The organism is Sphaerochaeta sp. S2 (genome assembly GCF_016406725.1).
GTDB lineage: Bacteria > Spirochaetota > Spirochaetia > Sphaerochaetales > Sphaerochaetaceae > Sphaerochaeta.
Genome location: NZ_JAEKNT010000275.1, coordinates 1 through 16,147, shown reverse-complemented (window position 1 = coordinate 16,147; position 16,147 = coordinate 1). Strand labels below are relative to the sequence as shown.

Annotated in this window: 16 protein-coding genes; 2 read left to right on the top strand and 14 right to left on the bottom strand. The window is 47.9% G+C overall.

Annotated elements, in window-relative coordinates:
• From JF818_RS07815 to rimO, 14 genes are all read right to left on the bottom strand, one after another.
• Positions 1 to 361 (bottom strand): 4-carboxy-4-hydroxy-2-oxoadipate aldolase/oxaloacetate decarboxylase (locus JF818_RS07815; RefSeq protein ID WP_198891463.1); only part of this gene is annotated, 361 nt, incomplete at its 3' end.
• Complete coding sequence (locus JF818_RS07810) at positions 358 to 1,452, bottom strand: 4-oxalomesaconate tautomerase (protein ID WP_198891462.1); 1,095 nt, start codon at positions 1,450 to 1,452, stop codon at positions 358 to 360. The genes JF818_RS07815 and JF818_RS07810, both read right to left, overlap by 4 nt.
• Before the next feature lie 14 nt (positions 1,453 to 1,466).
• Positions 1,467 to 2,114: a GntR family transcriptional regulator gene (locus tag JF818_RS07805; protein WP_198891461.1), complete on the bottom strand. Its 648-nt coding sequence runs from the start codon at positions 2,112 to 2,114 to the stop codon at positions 1,467 to 1,469.
• A 54-nt stretch (positions 2,115 to 2,168) separates the two neighbouring features.
• Positions 2,169 to 2,903 carry a PIG-L deacetylase family protein gene (locus JF818_RS07800; protein WP_233066788.1) on the bottom strand — a complete coding sequence of 245 codons (735 nt, stop codon included), beginning with the start codon at positions 2,901 to 2,903 and terminating at the stop codon, positions 2,169 to 2,171.
• Between the two features lie 26 nt (positions 2,904 to 2,929).
• Positions 2,930 to 3,799, bottom strand: a complete 870-nt coding sequence (locus JF818_RS07795; RefSeq protein ID WP_198891459.1) for an amidohydrolase family protein — start codon at positions 3,797 to 3,799, stop codon at positions 2,930 to 2,932.
• Positions 3,800 to 3,862: 63 nt separating this feature from the next.
• Entirely contained in the window at positions 3,863 to 5,740 is a 1,878-nt protein-coding gene (locus JF818_RS07790; RefSeq protein ID WP_198891458.1) for a TRAP transporter fused permease subunit, read from the bottom strand.
• Positions 5,740 to 6,711 carry a TAXI family TRAP transporter solute-binding subunit gene (locus JF818_RS07785; RefSeq protein ID WP_198891457.1) on the bottom strand — a complete coding sequence of 324 codons (972 nt, stop codon included), beginning with the start codon at positions 6,709 to 6,711 and terminating at the stop codon, positions 5,740 to 5,742. The genes JF818_RS07790 and JF818_RS07785 overlap by 1 nt, the downstream gene beginning before the upstream one ends.
• Positions 6,712 to 6,965: 254 nt before the next feature.
• Entirely contained in the window at positions 6,966 to 7,589 is a 624-nt protein-coding gene (locus JF818_RS07780) for a phosphatase PAP2 family protein (RefSeq protein ID WP_198891456.1), read from the bottom strand.
• A gap of 33 nt (positions 7,590 to 7,622) precedes the next feature.
• Positions 7,623 to 8,219, bottom strand: a complete 597-nt coding sequence (locus JF818_RS16670) for a regulatory protein RecX (RefSeq protein WP_198891455.1) — start codon at positions 8,217 to 8,219, stop codon at positions 7,623 to 7,625.
• Positions 8,220 to 8,633 (bottom strand): 30S ribosomal protein S9, encoded by a 414-nt coding sequence (gene rpsI / locus JF818_RS07770; protein WP_198891454.1) that lies wholly within the window; start codon positions 8,631 to 8,633, stop codon positions 8,220 to 8,222. It abuts the gene before it with no gap.
• A 14-nt stretch (positions 8,634 to 8,647) separates the two neighbouring features.
• The gene (gene rplM, locus JF818_RS07765; RefSeq protein WP_198891453.1) at positions 8,648 to 9,076 is read right to left on the bottom strand and encodes a 50S ribosomal protein L13; all 429 of its coding nucleotides are present in this window, start codon (positions 9,074 to 9,076) and stop codon (positions 8,648 to 8,650) included.
• A 68-nt stretch (positions 9,077 to 9,144) separates the two neighbouring features.
• The gene (locus JF818_RS07760; protein ID WP_233066785.1) at positions 9,145 to 9,933 is read right to left on the bottom strand and encodes a glutamate-1-semialdehyde aminotransferase; all 789 of its coding nucleotides are present in this window, start codon (positions 9,931 to 9,933) and stop codon (positions 9,145 to 9,147) included.
• 52 nt (positions 9,934 to 9,985) lie between these two features.
• Entirely contained in the window at positions 9,986 to 12,268 is a 2,283-nt protein-coding gene (locus JF818_RS07755) for an ATP-dependent helicase (protein ID WP_198891451.1), read from the bottom strand.
• Positions 12,261 to 13,613, bottom strand: coding sequence for a 30S ribosomal protein S12 methylthiotransferase RimO (gene rimO / locus JF818_RS07750; protein ID WP_198891450.1), 1,353 nt, complete (start codon positions 13,611 to 13,613; stop codon positions 12,261 to 12,263). The genes JF818_RS07755 and rimO overlap by 8 nt, the downstream gene beginning before the upstream one ends.
• A 309-nt stretch (positions 13,614 to 13,922) precedes the next feature.
• Between rimO and oppB the strand changes: the two genes are divergently transcribed.
• Together oppB and JF818_RS07740 are read left to right on the top strand one after the other, a co-directional pair.
• Positions 13,923 to 14,852, top strand: coding sequence for an oligopeptide ABC transporter permease OppB (gene oppB / locus JF818_RS07745; RefSeq protein ID WP_198891449.1), 930 nt, complete (start codon positions 13,923 to 13,925; stop codon positions 14,850 to 14,852).
• A 12-nt stretch (positions 14,853 to 14,864) separates the two neighbouring features.
• A partial coding sequence (locus JF818_RS07740) for an ABC transporter permease (protein WP_198891448.1) occupies positions 14,865 to 16,147 on the top strand: 1,283 nt, incomplete at its 3' end.

Here is a 16,147-nt window from a genome sequence, read left to right as displayed (position 1 = left end):
ATGCAGTGTCACGTACTCCGCCTTCAATGACAAGCCCTCTCACACCCCGAGCCATTGCAGACTCTGCAAGTAGATCCCCAAAGAATCCACTGTCACTGTCAGCAGTACAGGCAGCAATGAGCACATCACCTGGTTTGCAGAGTTCCATAGCCACATGAATCATCCAGTTATCACCCGGTTGCAACAAGACTGTGACAGCACTTCCCGCTATCTGAGCATGTGGATAAACTGGCCTGATATAGGGTTTCAGATACCCCGTCCTTCCCTGGGCTTCATGCACTGTGGCAACTCCTAGTTTACCCAAGGCATCTATCGTTTCACTATTTGCGCGTTCAATATTTTTTACTGCTACTGTTTTCATACATTATCCTCTTCTGGTAGTAATAGTTCTCCACGGCTGAGTGCACGGGCAGTCCTAATAACTCCTGCACTCTTGACGATGGGGATATCTGTACCTGCCTCAAGTTCAAGGCTTACCCCTATGCTCCCTGAAGGGTGCTCTACAAGGTAGGAATCACCTGTGTAATGTTCTGGTAGTACTGCTACCTTCTCTGCAACGGTTCCAGGTACTAGACAACCTGTTGCTACAGTGACCGCTGCAAGGACACCAACGGCAGCATGGACACGATGGGGAATGAAACTTCTTGTTGTAACAATTCCTCCAGCTCGTGGGGGTGCTATCAAAGTCATCTTGGGAACCACTTTCTCACGTACATCTCCAAGGTTCATCATATGCCCTGCTTTCAGCCTGATACTCTCAAGGCGCTGCTTGAGTTCCAGGTCATCAGAAAGTTCATCTGGAGACTCATAGCCGCTTTTTCCAAGATCTTCTGCTCGAATAAGGACAACCGGCATACCATTATCGAGACAGGTAACAGGTATATCATCAATGATGTCGATCTTTTTCCCTGTAGGCAGCAATGCTCCACAGGTTGCGCCTGTTATGCCTTCATACAAGCAACTGATCGGTGCGGATGTTCCAGGTACTCCATCAATTGCAACATCCCCAGCATAGGTAATCTTCCCATTCGGTGTAGAGACTCTTACTTTACAAAGTGATTCGCTGTTGACCATGAAAACCCGGTATTCGGTGATAGGGTCCTGGGAAGGGAGCATGCCTGTTTCCAGTGCAAATGGGACGACACCAGAGAGAATGTTGCCACAATTCTGGGTTCTATCAGCCTTCCCTTCACCGAGAACAATCTGGACAAATTCATACTCAAGGTCTGCATCATCCCGCTTTGAGAGGGAGACGATGCCAACCTTGCTTGTCAGTGGGTCTGCACCGCCCAAACCGTCGATCTGTCTTACATCTGTCGGGCCCCTTCCGCACATGGCGGCAATGAGGATTTGGTCCTTCTCTTCCGTATTCTGCGGAAGATCACCGGCATTGAAGAAGAGCCCTTTGGAACTCCCTCCCCGGATTTGCATATAGGGAATTGCTTTCTGCATTACTGTTTCCTTTCCTATAACAGGAGCTGATAGTTTTCCTGAAACACCTTCCGAACATTCATGATATGCGTGATCATGAGTGACTCAGCTTTCTGAGGGTCGCCATTTTTCACTGCTTCAAAGATCGCCTCATGTTCACCAAACGATTGATCAGATCGCTTGGGAATCAGGATGGTTTTGGTGTTATACTTCTTCATCTGATTCTTGAGATTCATGAGCAGGTTGGTTGCAGTCTTGTTGGGACAGGCATCATAGATCACCTGATGGAACTTCTGGTTGTGTTGAGAGTAGGAAACCAGCTCCTGCTTTTCCTTCAGTACTCTCATCGTATCCAGAATACGTTTCATATTCTCAATATCAGCCTCACTCAACACAGCACAGGCAAGCCGGATGATAAACCCTTCAAGAACACTCCTTAGCTCCAGGAAATCCAGTACCTCGTCAAGCGAGTAGGAGCGTACTTTCGCTCCCTTATTCTGTTCAATGGTAACCAGGGTATCCCGTTCCAACATCAAGAGTGCCTTCTTGATGGTATTTCGACTTACCTTATACTGATTTGCCAGTTCCACTTCCCGGAGATTTTCACTGGGAGACAATGAGCCTGCCTCAATCTTTTTCTTAAGACTTTCATATACTGCTGCTGAGGGACCATTACCTTTCATATACTCTCCGTTTATTGTACTGGTTTATACTCGTATTCTAACATCCTGTTCATTCTACAAAGAGGACACTGTTCGGGGGAATACCGATTGGAACCCTTCAGCATATTTAGCGTCTTTTCCGCCAGCCTGTCCTCCGGAATTCCGTCTGAAATGATTTGCCCGATTTTGTGCCAGATTGGTGTAGTAGGTCCAAAGATGCTCTTGGCCCTGCATACACTCAATTGCTGCTCGCTTCTGATCCCACACTTCTGTGATATCAAGGAAAACATCTGGCTTCCACTGCATCTGCTCAGTCTGGTGTGGTTCGAAGAGATACACCTGAGGTGCCCCAAGGATCTTCTCTCCTGGATTATGCCCCCAAGCCTGGGCAATCATCCTGCACTCAAGAAGTGCTTTGGTTACATATGAATGGTCCGTGTTGTACGGATCATAGAAGGAGTGACTCATCATGAAATCCGGCTGAACCTTTCTTATGACATCAACAAGTCGGTATTTCGCTTCCCTGTCCATTTCAAGGGGATAGTCACCAAGGTCGAAGAATTGGATATCGTGGATATTCAGCGCCTTTGCTGCCGCCTCCGATTCTTTCCTTCTCTCACTTTTCACCTGATCGATTGTCACATCTCCCTTCTTCCAATATTTGGCACTTTCGCCTCGTTCTCCATAACTGAGACAGACAACAGTGACATCATAGCCTGCCTTCTGGTGCAGAGCAATCGCTCCACCAGCCCTCCAAACAAAATCTGCTGCATGTGCACTCATCACTAGAGCGCTTTTATTGTTACCCATACTATTCCTCTCAATCATTCAATACATCAACCCCAATACAAGCGGGTTGGGTTCTCGATCAACAGCGCTTTTTGCTGCTGTTCATCAGGACAAATCCTTGCAATCCTGTCCACCAGTATTCCATCATCTGGTGCTTCCTTCTTCATATTCGGGTGTGGCCAGTCTGTGCCCCAGAGGACCCTGTCTGGAATCATCCTGATCAACTCTGAGGCTACTTCATCCATATCAAGATAGGGAGCCCCTTCCTTGCTGAATCTCTCGGGACAACTTACCTTTATCCAGAACCGGTCATCACGAAGCAACTCTGCAAGTTCCTCAAACTCCTTGCTCTGTGCTCCCTTGTCAGAAGGAATGCACCCCATATGGTCTATAACCACAGGAACAGGTACCTGCATAAGGAAATCCTTGATCTCTGCAAGATCTGCCGGTTCAAAGTACACTACCAGATGCCAGGGAAGTTGTTTGATCTTCTCAAGGATATTTATCCGTGTCTCAATTGGCTGACGAGCCTTCAATCGTTTTACAAAATTGAATCGAACACCTCTTACCCCCACTTCATCCATTGCCTTGAGTTCAGCCTCAGTTATCTCGGAATTGACGATCGCAATCCCCCGATACGTATCACCGGCACTCTTCAATGCATCGATCATGGCCCGGTTATCAGTCCCATGGCAGCTGGCTTGTACAATGACAGCGCGGTCAATTCCGAGGTGCTTATGTCGCTGGAATAGCAACTCCTTGGGAGCATCAACCGGTACATAGCTGCTTGTAGCAGCATAGGGGAACACATCTCCTGGGCCAAAGACATGGCAATGAGAATCAACTGAACCTTTCGGTAACGTGAATTCTGGCTTGCTTGGATTCGGGTGAAACGGAATATATCCTGGTGAGACCATACTACTCTCTCCTTGTTTTATTAATTTCCATGCACGTATTTTGCAACAAAAACTCTTTTTCCTTTACACTTTCAAAGGCTCAGACTGCTTTGGTGGAGCTTGCTTTCTCCTCATTCCAAAGAAGATCAAACCTGCAAGCACCAAGTACCCTGCGATATCGGTAACCAAACTATGGCCGATAAGCGATATCGCCCCGAGGATAATCACAGCTCTTGCCCAGAGGGGAAGCTTTCCTCTGAAATAGTTCATGGTTGCAACCGAGATCATCCATACCCCTATCGCGGAGGTAAAGGAAGCATAAATGATTTCCAGCACCGTGCCATTCATCAAAAGGGCCGGGTTCATGACAAAGAAGAACGGAACAATGAAAGCCGGTAGAGCCATCTTGAATGCTGTCCAACCTGTCTTGTCAAAATCACTCTTTGCAATTGAGGCAGCTGCATAGGAAGCAAGTGCAACCGGTGGTGTGATAGCAGCCAGGACACCAAAATAGAAGAAGAAAAAGTGTGCTCCAACCACATCAATACCAAGTGCAACCAATGCCGGAGCGACCAAGGCTGCAAGCAAGACATACACTACCGTGGTAGGCATACCCATTCCCATGATGATGGAGGCAACCATTACCAGGATGAGCAGTACAAACACATGCCCTTGCGACACTTCAACCATGAAGCTGGCAAGCTGGGCTCCCAGTCCAGTCAACTGGATAATTCCCACCACAATACCTGCTCCTGCTGTCACAGCACACAGTTTTGCTGCAGATTGAGCTCCATCATACAGTGCATCGATAAGAGCCTTAAGCCCTACTCGTCTCACGACGATCAGCAAGGCTGCCGCCATGGTACCAGCAAAAGCTGCCAAGGTCGGAGAGGCTCCTGCAATAAGCATTCCATAGACCAGTAGAATCAATGCAAGAAATACCCATCCTGTTTTGATTACATTCCAGAAGGGAGGAATCTTGTCCTTCGGCAAGCCTACAATCCCTTTTGACCTGGCATAGATATCAATCGCTGCCCCTGCACTGAAAAAGTACAGGAAAGCAGGAATGACAGCAGCCTTCACCACCTGGATATAAGGAATGCCCAAGTAATCGGCCATAAGGAATGCCGCTGCTCCCATGATCGGTGGCATAATCTGCCCACCGGTTGAGGCAACCGCCTCAACCGATGCAGCCAGATGAGGTTCATAGCCAGACCCTTTCATGGCAGGAATAGTGACGCTTCCCGTTGTAGCAACATTGCCAGCAGCACTTCCAGAGATACTACCAACCAGTCCACTTGCAACTACAGCTACCTTTCCCAGTCCTCCGGTATACCTACCAGCGAAGGATGTAGAAAACCTGACCAAGAAATCAGCTGCCCCGCTCACCTGCAACAAGGCTCCGAAGACGATGAAGAGAATTACGTAACGGACCATGATCTGCAGCGGTATTCCGTAGATTCCGGAATAACTCAGGGCGAGCTGGAGGGAAATCCTGTTTACTGAATAACCCCGGTGAAACAGAGCTCCCGGCATCAACCTTCCAAGAAGTGCATAGGCAAGCGCAACAAGACACACAATGGTCAGTGGCCAACCTACAGCTCTTCTTACTGCATCATATACCAGTACCACCGCAACAACGGAGATTACTGCATCCATCGCAGTGAATGCTCCCTGGCGATAGATAATGGAATGATAGTTGAGCGTGATGTAGAGACCTACCACAATCGCTGCAACGACGAATAATGAGTCGAGGATCAGCATTGGGATAGAACCTTGCTTTCCCATCTCCTCCTTCATTTTTATGAACGGCCTATGATAGAAGAGGCCAATCATGACGAGCATCAGGGTAATTGGAAGCTGTTGCTCTATTGGAAGGAGATATAGTGGCTGAACAAAGGTGATGAACACCAAAGTCAGCAACCATGATACCTTTGCTACTGTTTCACGAAATCTTGTCATTACCATTCACCTACTTCTGTTGCATAGCGGATTACGCCAGGATGGATTTCAAGACTAATATCCTTTGCAGCCTCTTCAGAGAACAGACGGGTTCCAGAAGCAGAGGGGTGTGCAGAGACAAGCGTTGGGATATTCTCAAATACCTGTTTTACCATGTCATACACAATTTCATCAGAAAGATCTGGACTGATGTACACAACAGAACGAATGATTACTGAATCGCCATCCTGTTTCATGTCATACATATCTGCAGGAATCTTATCGGTAGCATAAGGATAGCTACTCAATTCCCTGAAGCGCTTTGTATTGAAGGTAAGTACCTGTACATCAGATCTGACCGACAGAGAGGTAACGGCGGGGAATGGTTGACCACCAACCATCAGTGCAGCATCAATAAACCCATCATTCATTGCATCTGCTGATTCCTGCCAGCCCATGAACACCTGCTCATAGTCACCCTTCTCCAGTCCCTCGGAAGCAAGAATGAGCTCACCAAAGACATTGGCTGAGGATCCAGGAGCGCCAAGTGACACTTTCTTTCCCTTTAACTGTGAAACACTGGTAATTCCAGAATCTCCCATCGCCACGATGATTGCATTACTGTTGTTCAGGATCCAACCACCTTTCAAATCAATTGGATTCTTGAAGGGATCTTGGCCAAGCCCTGCAGTATAGGCAAGGTTCTCATTGGACATGCCCATTTCCAATTCTCCACTGGCGATCATATTAAGGTTTGCAACACTTCCGCCAGTCTCCTGGGAACTGAAGCGAGTACCCGGCAGTGTCTTGTTCCAGACATCAGCCAAGGCAACACCGATTGGATAATAGGCTCCTGCTGCGGAGGCTGTTCCGATTGAGATAAAAGCAGGCCTTGCAGCACCACTTGCTTCATTCTCTCCCTGTGCAAAAACGAAGGAGAGAGCCATGATTGAAATCAAGGAAATCATCAAACACTTTTTCATTAGATTCATACCATACTCCTTTTACTAGATGTATAAATCGTAAACTGCGAGACACTAGTTGTCAACAATTTTGTAGAACAATTTTGTTCTACGCTTTAAGTAACACAAAAAGCACTCTCAGTGTTAGTTCTTTGTAAAGACATATAGTGTTGTTAGTTAGTAAGTCATTTATCTTCACTTAAGAAGCAGACAAAACCTCCGTTGCATACACGGAGGCTGAAAAAGAAAGCAGAAATCGATATATTAGAGGAGAATGCTGAGTGCTAGAACGCTACCCGCATACCAACCATTGGACCGGCTAGGATCTGCACAGAATCATCATGGGGGAAGAGTTTGTTGGTAAGGTAAGGGCCGAGAAAGCCCAAAGCACTTCCGATTGCTGCACCAGCAAGGACATCTGTTGGATAGTGATTTCCACTTACCACGCGTAGTACCGCCGTGGCAGTAGCCAATGACCAGGCTGCCACACTTGCAGCTCTCATCACCTGGGATTCTGGATACCACAGACTAATAATGGTCTGGGTATAGGCGGCAGAGGTAAAGGCCATCAATGCATGGCCTGAAGGAAAGGAGTCATAATCTTCAGAGGTATCATCAGGTCTGGAGACCTTTCCAACATAGGGACGCTCACGGTCGATGATTGCCTTAAGCGGAGTACGTACACCGAAATAAGCACCTACCATGGTAATTCCATAGCTGCCGCCAATTGCCAGATAGTCTGAGGCAGGGGATTCGAATACGAGCAATCCGGGAGTTGCCATCGTCATTGCCAAGGTGACATCACTTGCCAGTGAAAGGTCTTCGTTATACTCGAAATGCAGAGCGTAGAGCCCTGAGGCTGAAAGAGAGAGTAGTAGTATCAGTACTAGAATTCGTTTATTGCCCATAAAATCCCCCTACCACCAGAAAGTGTATCGGTATCAAAAGAGACGCTCAAGACCGAGACGAACCTCATAGGAAGAAAAGCCCTTCTTAAAAAGAACCATTCTTGCTTTTTCCTTATCCACTTTCCTCAAGGCAAGGGAGTAGGCTCTTTCCACATAGTCAATGATCTGTTCCTCGGTATAGAGTTCATCAAGCGCTCTCTCGGCAGCTTCACGATCCACACCCTTGGCTGCAAGCCGCTGGGACATCAAGGCTCTTCCCTCAGGATTCTTGCGTTGACGGGATTCAATGAATTGCAGGGCATAACGCACTTCACTAAGCAGGTTTTCCTCTTTCAAGACATCCAACACATTCTGGATACACCTCGATGAGAACGACTTCTTCTGCAATTTCATCTTCAGCTCAAAGGCGGTATGCTCCCTACGAGCCAGATAGGTCATTGCTTGCATTTTGCAAAGATGCTGTTCCTGAAGTTCCTTGAGGTGAAAGAACTCCTCCTGGCAGAGCTCCTGCCCTATGAAAAGCTGCTTTGAGACAAATAATTCACTGGGTATTGAAAAAGGAGAACCCTCCTGCGGTACGGCTCTGAAGCCACCACGAGAGGGTTCCTTTTCGATGCGAGCAAATGCCACTTAACGCTTGGAGAACTGGAACTTGCGGCGTGCACCCGGCTGACCGTACTTTTTACGTTCAACCATACGGGAGTCACGGGTCATGAATCCAGCAGTGTGCAGTGCAGGTCTGTAGTCATTATCATGAGCACAGAGAGCACGTGCGATACCATGGCGGCAAGCGCCTGCCTGACCGGAAGGTCCTCCACCAACAACGTTGATGAGCAAGTCAAACTTGCCGGTTGTCTCAGTGGTTTCAAGAGGCTGCTTCACGATATAGGTGAGCATCGGGTTACCAAAGTAGGTATCGATGTCCCTACCATTGATGACAATCTTGCCCTCGCCTTCCCTCAGGTAGACACGAGCAACGGCGGTCTTACGGCGTCCAACACCATGACCAAGATTTTCCACTTTCTTTACTTCTTTCTTTGCCATTTTTCGCTCCTACCTTAAATTTCGACCTTGATGGGCTGCTGTGCCTGATGCTGGTGCTTATCACCTGCATAGACCTTCATGTTGGTGTACAGCTTGCGACCGAGGGGACCTCGGGGAAGCATACCACGAACGGCGCGCTCCATCGGATATACCGGGTTACGCTTGACCATATCAGCATAGCTGGTCTGTCTCAGCCCACCGGGGTAGTTGGAGTGGCGATAGTACATTTTATCCTGGTACTTGTTGCCCGAAAGAGCAGCTTTCTCAGCATTGATGATAATCACATAGTCGCCCATGTCCTGGTGTGGGACAAATTCGGGCTTGTTCTTCCCGCGGAGGATGCGTGCAGCGGCAACTGCTACCTTGCCAAGCTCCTTTCCCTCTGCATCAATCAGATACCATTTCTTCTGAATCGTCAGCGGTTTCACAAAAATAGTCTTCATCTATTCATCCTGTTCTGCAAGATTGTTCTTGCGTGTGTTTTGTGCATGGCGTATTTCTACAGCCATTTCTATGTTACAGCATTGGCATATCGGCTAGCCAATTCCACCAGTCCAACCACATCACCCTTGGTATAGGAACCCGGGATAATGAACGGAACATCCGCTGCCCGGGGAAATACCATGTGTTTTGTGAGTGCTTCCCTGGCAAAGGCCGCATAACGCTCCTCACTGAGACCGGTTAATCCGTACGGTCCTCGTGTCTTGAACACCCCACTGAGTGGATTGTCCATGCGTTTTGCAACTGTTTCCTCCGACTTCAGTACTTGGATCAAGCTCGCGGTTGTCTTGATGAGCAAATCAAGCAACAACGGGGATACCATGTCTGAGGGCGGGACCTGTGCTGTACAGAAGGATTCCTTGAGGCAAACGACCTGAGGTACGAAACTCCCTGGGAAAGGTAGGATAGGGAGGAGCATCACGGATTCTGCCCCGCCAAAACCTAGGAACGGTCGCCAATAGGACACTGTACGGCTTGCATGTTCAGCAGAGAGAGCAGGATCAAATAGTGCATCATCTGAAACTGCGCTTACTGCTTGCATGACCTTCCGGGGGTCTGAATAAATACGGACAACCGGAAAGCTTGGAAACAGGTTCACCAATAGCTTTTCGAGCCTTCCAGTGAATACCGATGGGTACTCTGCTATCAAACCACGACTCACCGTAGACTTAATAGCCTGCTGGATCCTCTCTGGTCGATGGCCAAGAATAGCTCTGCCATAATTCTGAAAAAAATCGGTATACCGCTCACCGTAGCGATCATATAGATAAAAGTCACGGGCGCGGACAACGGTAGGCATTGTATAACCTTCCGGCCAATCTTGTCTAGTGGCTTTCCCACTTCTCTCCATCTCACTCACCCCCAATTTTCTCAAGCTGGGCAAACTTGCTGATGAATGTGGTTTTCTTGCCATTGAAAAACCTGACTTCTATGACCTCTCGATCCCCACTCATCCGAAGGGTCACTACTTCCCCTTCCCCATAACTGTCACTATAAACGCGTTGCCCTACAGGGAACAGGGGTTCCCCTTCCTTTGCTTCATGCACCGTTTTCATGGTGAAGGTCTTGGCTTTACTGCCAAATCCTTTCTGGATGATGGGAGCTCCGCTTGCGCCCCAGGAGGAGGAAGAAGATCTTGAGGAGGGCATGGATTCATGTCTCTTTCGCTTTTCCTGGAGACTGGAGAGACCTTGATAGCCGAATCCCCCCACATCTGTACCGGGCCGTATACCCTGCACGGAAAGCAGTGATGGGTCTATCTCATCAAGGAAACGGCTTGGATGATTGTAGCTGGTTTTACCCCATATCTTCCTTGCGCGGGCACTGAGAAGATACAACTCCTCCCTTGCCCGTGTCACCGCAACATAGAATATTCGGCGCTCTTCCTCAGTATCCTCATCACTCTCTGCAGATCGACCAGGGAACAGTTCGTCTTCAAGACCGGCTACAAACACCCTGTCAAATTCCAACCCTTTCGTGTTGTGCATGGTGATAAGGGTAACCCCATCCTTATCCCTGGGATCTTCCTGTCCAAGAGTGGTTGGATCGAGCGAAAGTTGCTCGAGAAAAAGCAACAACCCTTCCAGGGATGACTCATAGGAAGAGAGAGCATTGACCAATGCTTCCAGGTTCTCCACCTTGCTGGTGGTATTTTGCTGGTCCAGCTTCCTGTAGTGATCAAGCAGCCCCGATTCCCTGATAAGGAAATAGGCACAATCGACCAATTCCCCTTCCTGAAGCATCTTCTGGGCGTGCTCGTACATTCGTAAAAAATGCTTTGCGCCTTCCCTTGCTTTGTTTGAGAGCCCACTCTTCTCGGTGGCAAGACGCAGCATCGCAAGTAAATCTCCCTCCGCCTCCGGGCTGTAGGCAAGAATGGTATCCTGGCTACCCGGGCCGATACCCCGGGTGGGCTTGTTGATCATGCGCTTGAAATTGACTTCGTCCTTTGTATTGGTTAGCAGGAAGAGCAAGGCCAAGGCATCTTTCACCTCTTCACGCTCATAGAACTGCAGAGCACCAACAACCTTGTAGGGAATCCCCGAGCGCTTGAACAGTGTCTCGAAAGCCACCGACTGTGCATTGGTACGGTATAACACGGCACTCTCGTTAAAACGTCGGTCTTTCTTGACAATGGAAGCAACACGAAGTGCTTCATCCTGCTCATCCTGCACATAAAAGAGGTGGGGCTTCCCACCCTTTCTGTTTGCTGTCCAAAGCTGTTTTTCGTGTCTTCCCTTGTTGTTCTTGATGACACTGTTGGCAATTTCAAGGATATTCTGTGTTGAGCGATAGTTCTGCTCAAGCTTAACGGTCCTGGCCATCGGATACTGATTGGGGAAGCTGAGGATATTCTGCACCTCCGCCCCACGGAACCGGTAGATGGACTGATCGTCATCACCTACCACGCAGATGAAGGTTCCCGGACCTACCAAACGATGCAGCAGTTTGAACTGTGCAGCATTGGAATCCTGGTACTCATCCACCAAGATCATGCTGAAACGACGGTGAACCCACTGTTGAATTTCTGGTTTGGTCTCAAGCAACTCGATGCTGCGGCCGATCAGGTCGGCAAAATCCACATTTCCCACCTGATGCAACTTCCGCTCATATGCCTCAAACATACGCTTGAAGGTGGAGTCGACCTTGAGTGACTGCAAATTGTCCGTATAGGTCAGTCCCCTATCCTTTGCATAGCTGATCTTTCTCATGATGGGATCAAGTTCCCGTTTCTTGTAGTTCGGAAAACAAGAGGCAAGCAAACTAAGAGAGTCATCGTCATCATAGATGGTGAAGTTTGCGTCAAGGCCAATTTCTGAGCCGAATCTCCTGAGAAACCAAGCACCAAATGAGTGAAAGGTTCGGATATTGCAATCGTTGACATCTGAGCGACCTTCCAACATCTGCCCTACACGTTCTTTCATCTCATTAGCTGCCTTGTTGGTGAAGGTTACCGCAAGAATCTTATAGGGAGGAATGCCAAGCTGTTCGATGGCATAGGCAATCTTGGTGGTGATAACGCGTGTCTTGCCACTACCAGCACCTGCAAGGACGAGCAGAGGATGACTGTTTTCAAGAACAGCTTCCTTTTGTGCTTCATTGAGTTGATCCATAAGTTCCTGCAGCTCAGCCATGAGACACGCCTCCTTTCAAGGGGATTGCCTCAAGGTCAAGACCATTGACCCTTCGGATTCCGCAGCGTAAAACCTCTCCTGCTTTCAGGTCGCGACCCATTACCACGGTAAGTCCATCGACCTCCGGTGCCTGGGCATACATACGACCGATCGCCAGGTCTTCGCCCTCAACCGGTTCCTCAATAAGCACATCATACTCCTTACCGATAAATCGTTTCAGGTTCTCACTGGTGATCGGAGCCTGCAACGCTTCAAGCTGCTTCTGGAATCCTTGTGCACGCTTCAAGGCTTTCGCATGCTCCTTTTCCCCTCGAAGTGCATATGCCTTGGTCCCTTCCTCACGGCTGTACAAGAAGGAGCCAACCCAATCAAGGCGAGCGCGCTTGAGAAAATCAAGAACCTCAGCAAAAGACTGCTCATCTTCCCCTGGATACCCTAAAAGAATCGTGGATCGGAAAACTGCTTCAGGGAGCACTTCCCTGATCTGGTCGATCATTGCCAGGTGCTGCTCCTTGTCCCCTTTTCTTCCCATGCTCCTCAGGATGGCAGTATCTGCATGCTGGAATGGAATATCGAAGTATGGCAGCACTTTCTTATGCTCCTTGATGAATGCAGGCAACTCGGAAGGAAATGCATCGGGATGTATATAGAGAAGCCTCACTACGAAGTCTCCTTCAAGTGCAACAAGGTCAGCGAGCAATTCCATGAAAAGACTGGTTCGCTCAGGACTGTCGGTTCCGTAGGATGCCAGATCCTGGGCGATAAGATTAATTTCCTTCACCCCTCGGCTAATCAATGCTCTTGCATCAGTGAGGATGGTCTGCTTGGGTCTGCTTCGCAAATTACCTCTTATGAGAGGGATGGCACAGTAGGCACACCAATGGTTACACCCCTCACTGATCTTCAAATATGCACTTCCAGGGAAGGAGAGCAGTTCATTTCGTTCATATACCTCTTTCTCTGGGACTGGATAGGAAGGGACTTCCACGACCCTGTCACCGGCAAATACCTTTCTCACCACATCCTTGATTGCTGAAAGATCACGGTTGCCGAAAATGGCCGAGGCTTCTGGCAACTGCTCACGCAACTCATCTGCGTATCGCTGGGCCATGCATCCGCTGAGAATGATCTTTGCATCTGGATTTGCCTCATGCAGTGTGAAGAATGCTTCTATCGACTGTTCACGAGCTGACTCAATGAATCCACAGGTGTTAACCAGGATAAGATCGGCTTCACTTGCAGTTTCTGTCAGCTCTAATGCATCTTCTTCAAGTTGCTTGATCAGTAGTTCTGCATCTACTTGGTTCTTGGAACATCCAAGATTTTCTATATAAAATTTCTTCATTGCTCAATTATCTCCTGGTACTTATACAAAAAAATAGATTAGCATAAATTCAGTGCTCTTTCCTACCTCCCTTCCCTCAGGGTGGTTGTTGACACTATGTAAATTTATGTAAATTTTCATCATCTGTCATTGATGCACATCTTATTATACACAATATGATTACGTCTGACTAAAAGTAAGAATCTTTTAGAATTTTACATCATTCTTGCATAAATGAACGTCTTGGTATAGTATCAAAAATGCTGTATGTACATAGGTGCACCTTTCTGCCTTTCTACTATGTAGCAAAACTCACAGACGAGGAAACGAATGACAAAATATATCGTGAACCGACTATTGGGAATGATTCCCACGCTTTTGATTATCATCACGTTGAGTTTTTTCATTGTCCGTATTGCCCCTGGTGGCCCATTTGCCAGTGAACGCAAGCTTCCTGAAGTAGTGGAGAGAAACATTAACGCAAAATATCACTTGGACGAGCCGCTGATCCAACAGTACGGCCGTTATATGTTTGATATTCTGCGTGGCGATCTCGGCCCTTCCTTCAAGTACAAGGACTATGATGTAAACTACTACATTGCCAACAGCCTCCCGAAGTCAGTAGTACTGGGAAGCTATGCAATGCTCATTGCATTGGTTTTTGGCATATCTGCAGGTATTATGGCTGCAGTTCGACAGAACACCTGGTTGGATTATCTTAGTATGGGGGTTGCCGTCATCGGTATCTCGGTCCCGCTGTTCGTCATAGCCCCGGTCCTGCAGCTCATCTTCGCAATGAAACTGAAATGGCTGCCGACCAGTGGCTGGTACACTACAGGAGAAGGTTGGAAGACCGTTATTCTTCCTGCAGTATCCCTCTCCTTTGCCTATTTTGCAAACATCGCACGCTTGACCCGTTCCTCAATGCTGGAAACACTCAGAAGTGATTATATCCGTACAGCAAAGGCCAAGGGGATGAAAAGCTCCACTATCATTTTCAAGCATGCAATGAAAGGTGCAATGCTTCCAATTGTAAGTTATCTTGGTCCTGCATTTGCCGGTATCATCACCGGATCAATTGTCGTAGAGCAAATTTTCCGCGTACCTGGTTTGGGCAAGTTCTTCGTACAGAGCTCGTTCAACCGTGACTATACCCTCATTGTCGGGGTAGTCATTGTCTACTCAGCCATCCTGATTGTGATGAACTTCCTTGTAGACATCATCTACGCGCAGCTCGACCCACGAATTACGTATAAATAAGAGGAGAGGACCATGTTCTTTAAACAAAAAAAACCAAAAGAAGCGGCCCTCAACGAGTTTGACCAGGTCGTAGTAGGCAATAGCCTAGGTAAGGATGCTTGGAAGCGCCTGAAGAAAAACAAGATGGCTGTACTCGGAATGATTATTGTTGCCATCTACTCACTGCTTGCAGCTTCAGCAATGCTTCTTCCCATCCATCCATATGATCAGATTATTCTTGATCACCAGCACTTACGTCCATCCTTTAGCAAGACTGCAGGGGACCTGATGATGGAAACCAAGCTGGATGACCTGTACTTCAAGGCATGGAGAGCAGGCAGCTTGGTGGTAACCGAAGAAGAGAGTCAGCAGATTGAGAAGTGGATCTCCTTAAATGAGACCAACAGGGTTTGGAATTTCCTCTATGCTGAGGGAGAGGCACAAAGAGAGGCTGGAACATTCACCTTCAGTTCCGCCGACCAGCGTACCATTGACCGATTGCAGGAGAAAATTGATACAGAATTCCTGATCAACATCGACAAAATGTTTTATACCGATCCTGAGACAGGGAAGAGCAAGAATATTGCTCGAATGGACTTCCTGGATATCCAGAGAATCTACGCTGAATACCTTGGTGTAGAGGAGTCTGTTATTGCCGATCAGGTGCAGAATGAAGTACGAAGCCAAGTACTCAATTCTGTGAAAGCAGCAACCCCAGACCTCACCAATGAAGAATACGAGGCAAATCTGGAACTAGAGCTACAGAGCCTTGGGGATAAAGGGATTGCAAACATGGCCAAGACCAACTTGTTGGTCAGCCTGAAGACTGCGATCAGCAGAACTATTGAACGTGAGCTGAAACAGGAAGTCAAAGAGGGCACGGCTGAATTCCCAATCAATCGTGAAGTTACAGTCAATGATGTGCTCTCTGCAAACATTACTGCTGACTTGAAGCACGAAAGGCATTATTACCTTGGAACAGACTACAGTGGACGCGATATGCTCAGCCGTATCATCTACGGTGGACAGGTCTCCATTGCCATCGGATTGGTTGGAACCATCACCAGTGTCTTGATCGGCATAGTGCTAGGAGCAATCGCCGGGTACGCTGGAGGCAAGATAGACTTCTTCCTGATGCGTTTCGTAGATATCATGTACGGACTTCCCTACATGCTTCTGGTCATTATCTTCATGGCCATCTTCGGACGCAACATCATGAACCTTTTCGTAGCATTGGCCATTGTTAGCTGGCTGACCGTCGCATGTATGGTACGAGGACAGCTTATGCGCTTGAAGAATAGTGAGTATGTTTATGC

Bases quoted from the DNA above. Each gene is read 5' to 3' on its own strand.
- JF818_RS07790 (WP_198891458.1), bottom strand. From the start codon at position 5,740: ATGACAAGATTTCGTGAAACAGTAGCAAAGGTATCATGGTTGCTGACT.
- rplM (WP_198891453.1), bottom strand. From the start codon at position 9,076: ATGAAGACTATTTTTGTGAAACCGCTGACGATTCAGAAGAAATGGTAT.
- JF818_RS07755 (WP_198891451.1), bottom strand. From the start codon at position 12,268: ATGGCTGAGCTGCAGGAACTTATGGATCAACTCAATGAAGCACAAAAG.
- JF818_RS07810 (WP_198891462.1), bottom strand. From the start codon at position 1,452: ATGCAGAAAGCAATTCCCTATATGCAAATCCGGGGAGGGAGTTCCAAA.
- JF818_RS07795 (WP_198891459.1), bottom strand. From the start codon at position 3,799: ATGGTCTCACCAGGATATATTCCGTTTCACCCGAATCCAAGCAAGCCA.
- JF818_RS07785 (WP_198891457.1), bottom strand. From the start codon at position 6,711: ATGAATCTAATGAAAAAGTGTTTGATGATTTCCTTGATTTCAATCATG.
- rpsI (WP_198891454.1), bottom strand. From the start codon at position 8,633: ATGGCAAAGAAAGAAGTAAAGAAAGTGGAAAATCTTGGTCATGGTGTT.
- oppB (WP_198891449.1), top strand. From the start codon at position 13,923: ATGACAAAATATATCGTGAACCGACTATTGGGAATGATTCCCACGCTT.
- JF818_RS07805 (WP_198891461.1), bottom strand. From the start codon at position 2,114: ATGAAAGGTAATGGTCCCTCAGCAGCAGTATATGAAAGTCTTAAGAAA.
- JF818_RS07780 (WP_198891456.1), bottom strand. From the start codon at position 7,589: ATGGGCAATAAACGAATTCTAGTACTGATACTACTACTCTCTCTTTCA.
- JF818_RS07760 (WP_233066785.1), bottom strand. From the start codon at position 9,933: ATGCCTACCGTTGTCCGCGCCCGTGACTTTTATCTATATGATCGCTAC.
- rimO (WP_198891450.1), bottom strand. From the start codon at position 13,613: ATGAAGAAATTTTATATAGAAAATCTTGGATGTTCCAAGAACCAAGTA.
- JF818_RS07800 (WP_233066788.1), bottom strand. From the start codon at position 2,903: ATGGGTAACAATAAAAGCGCTCTAGTGATGAGTGCACATGCAGCAGAT.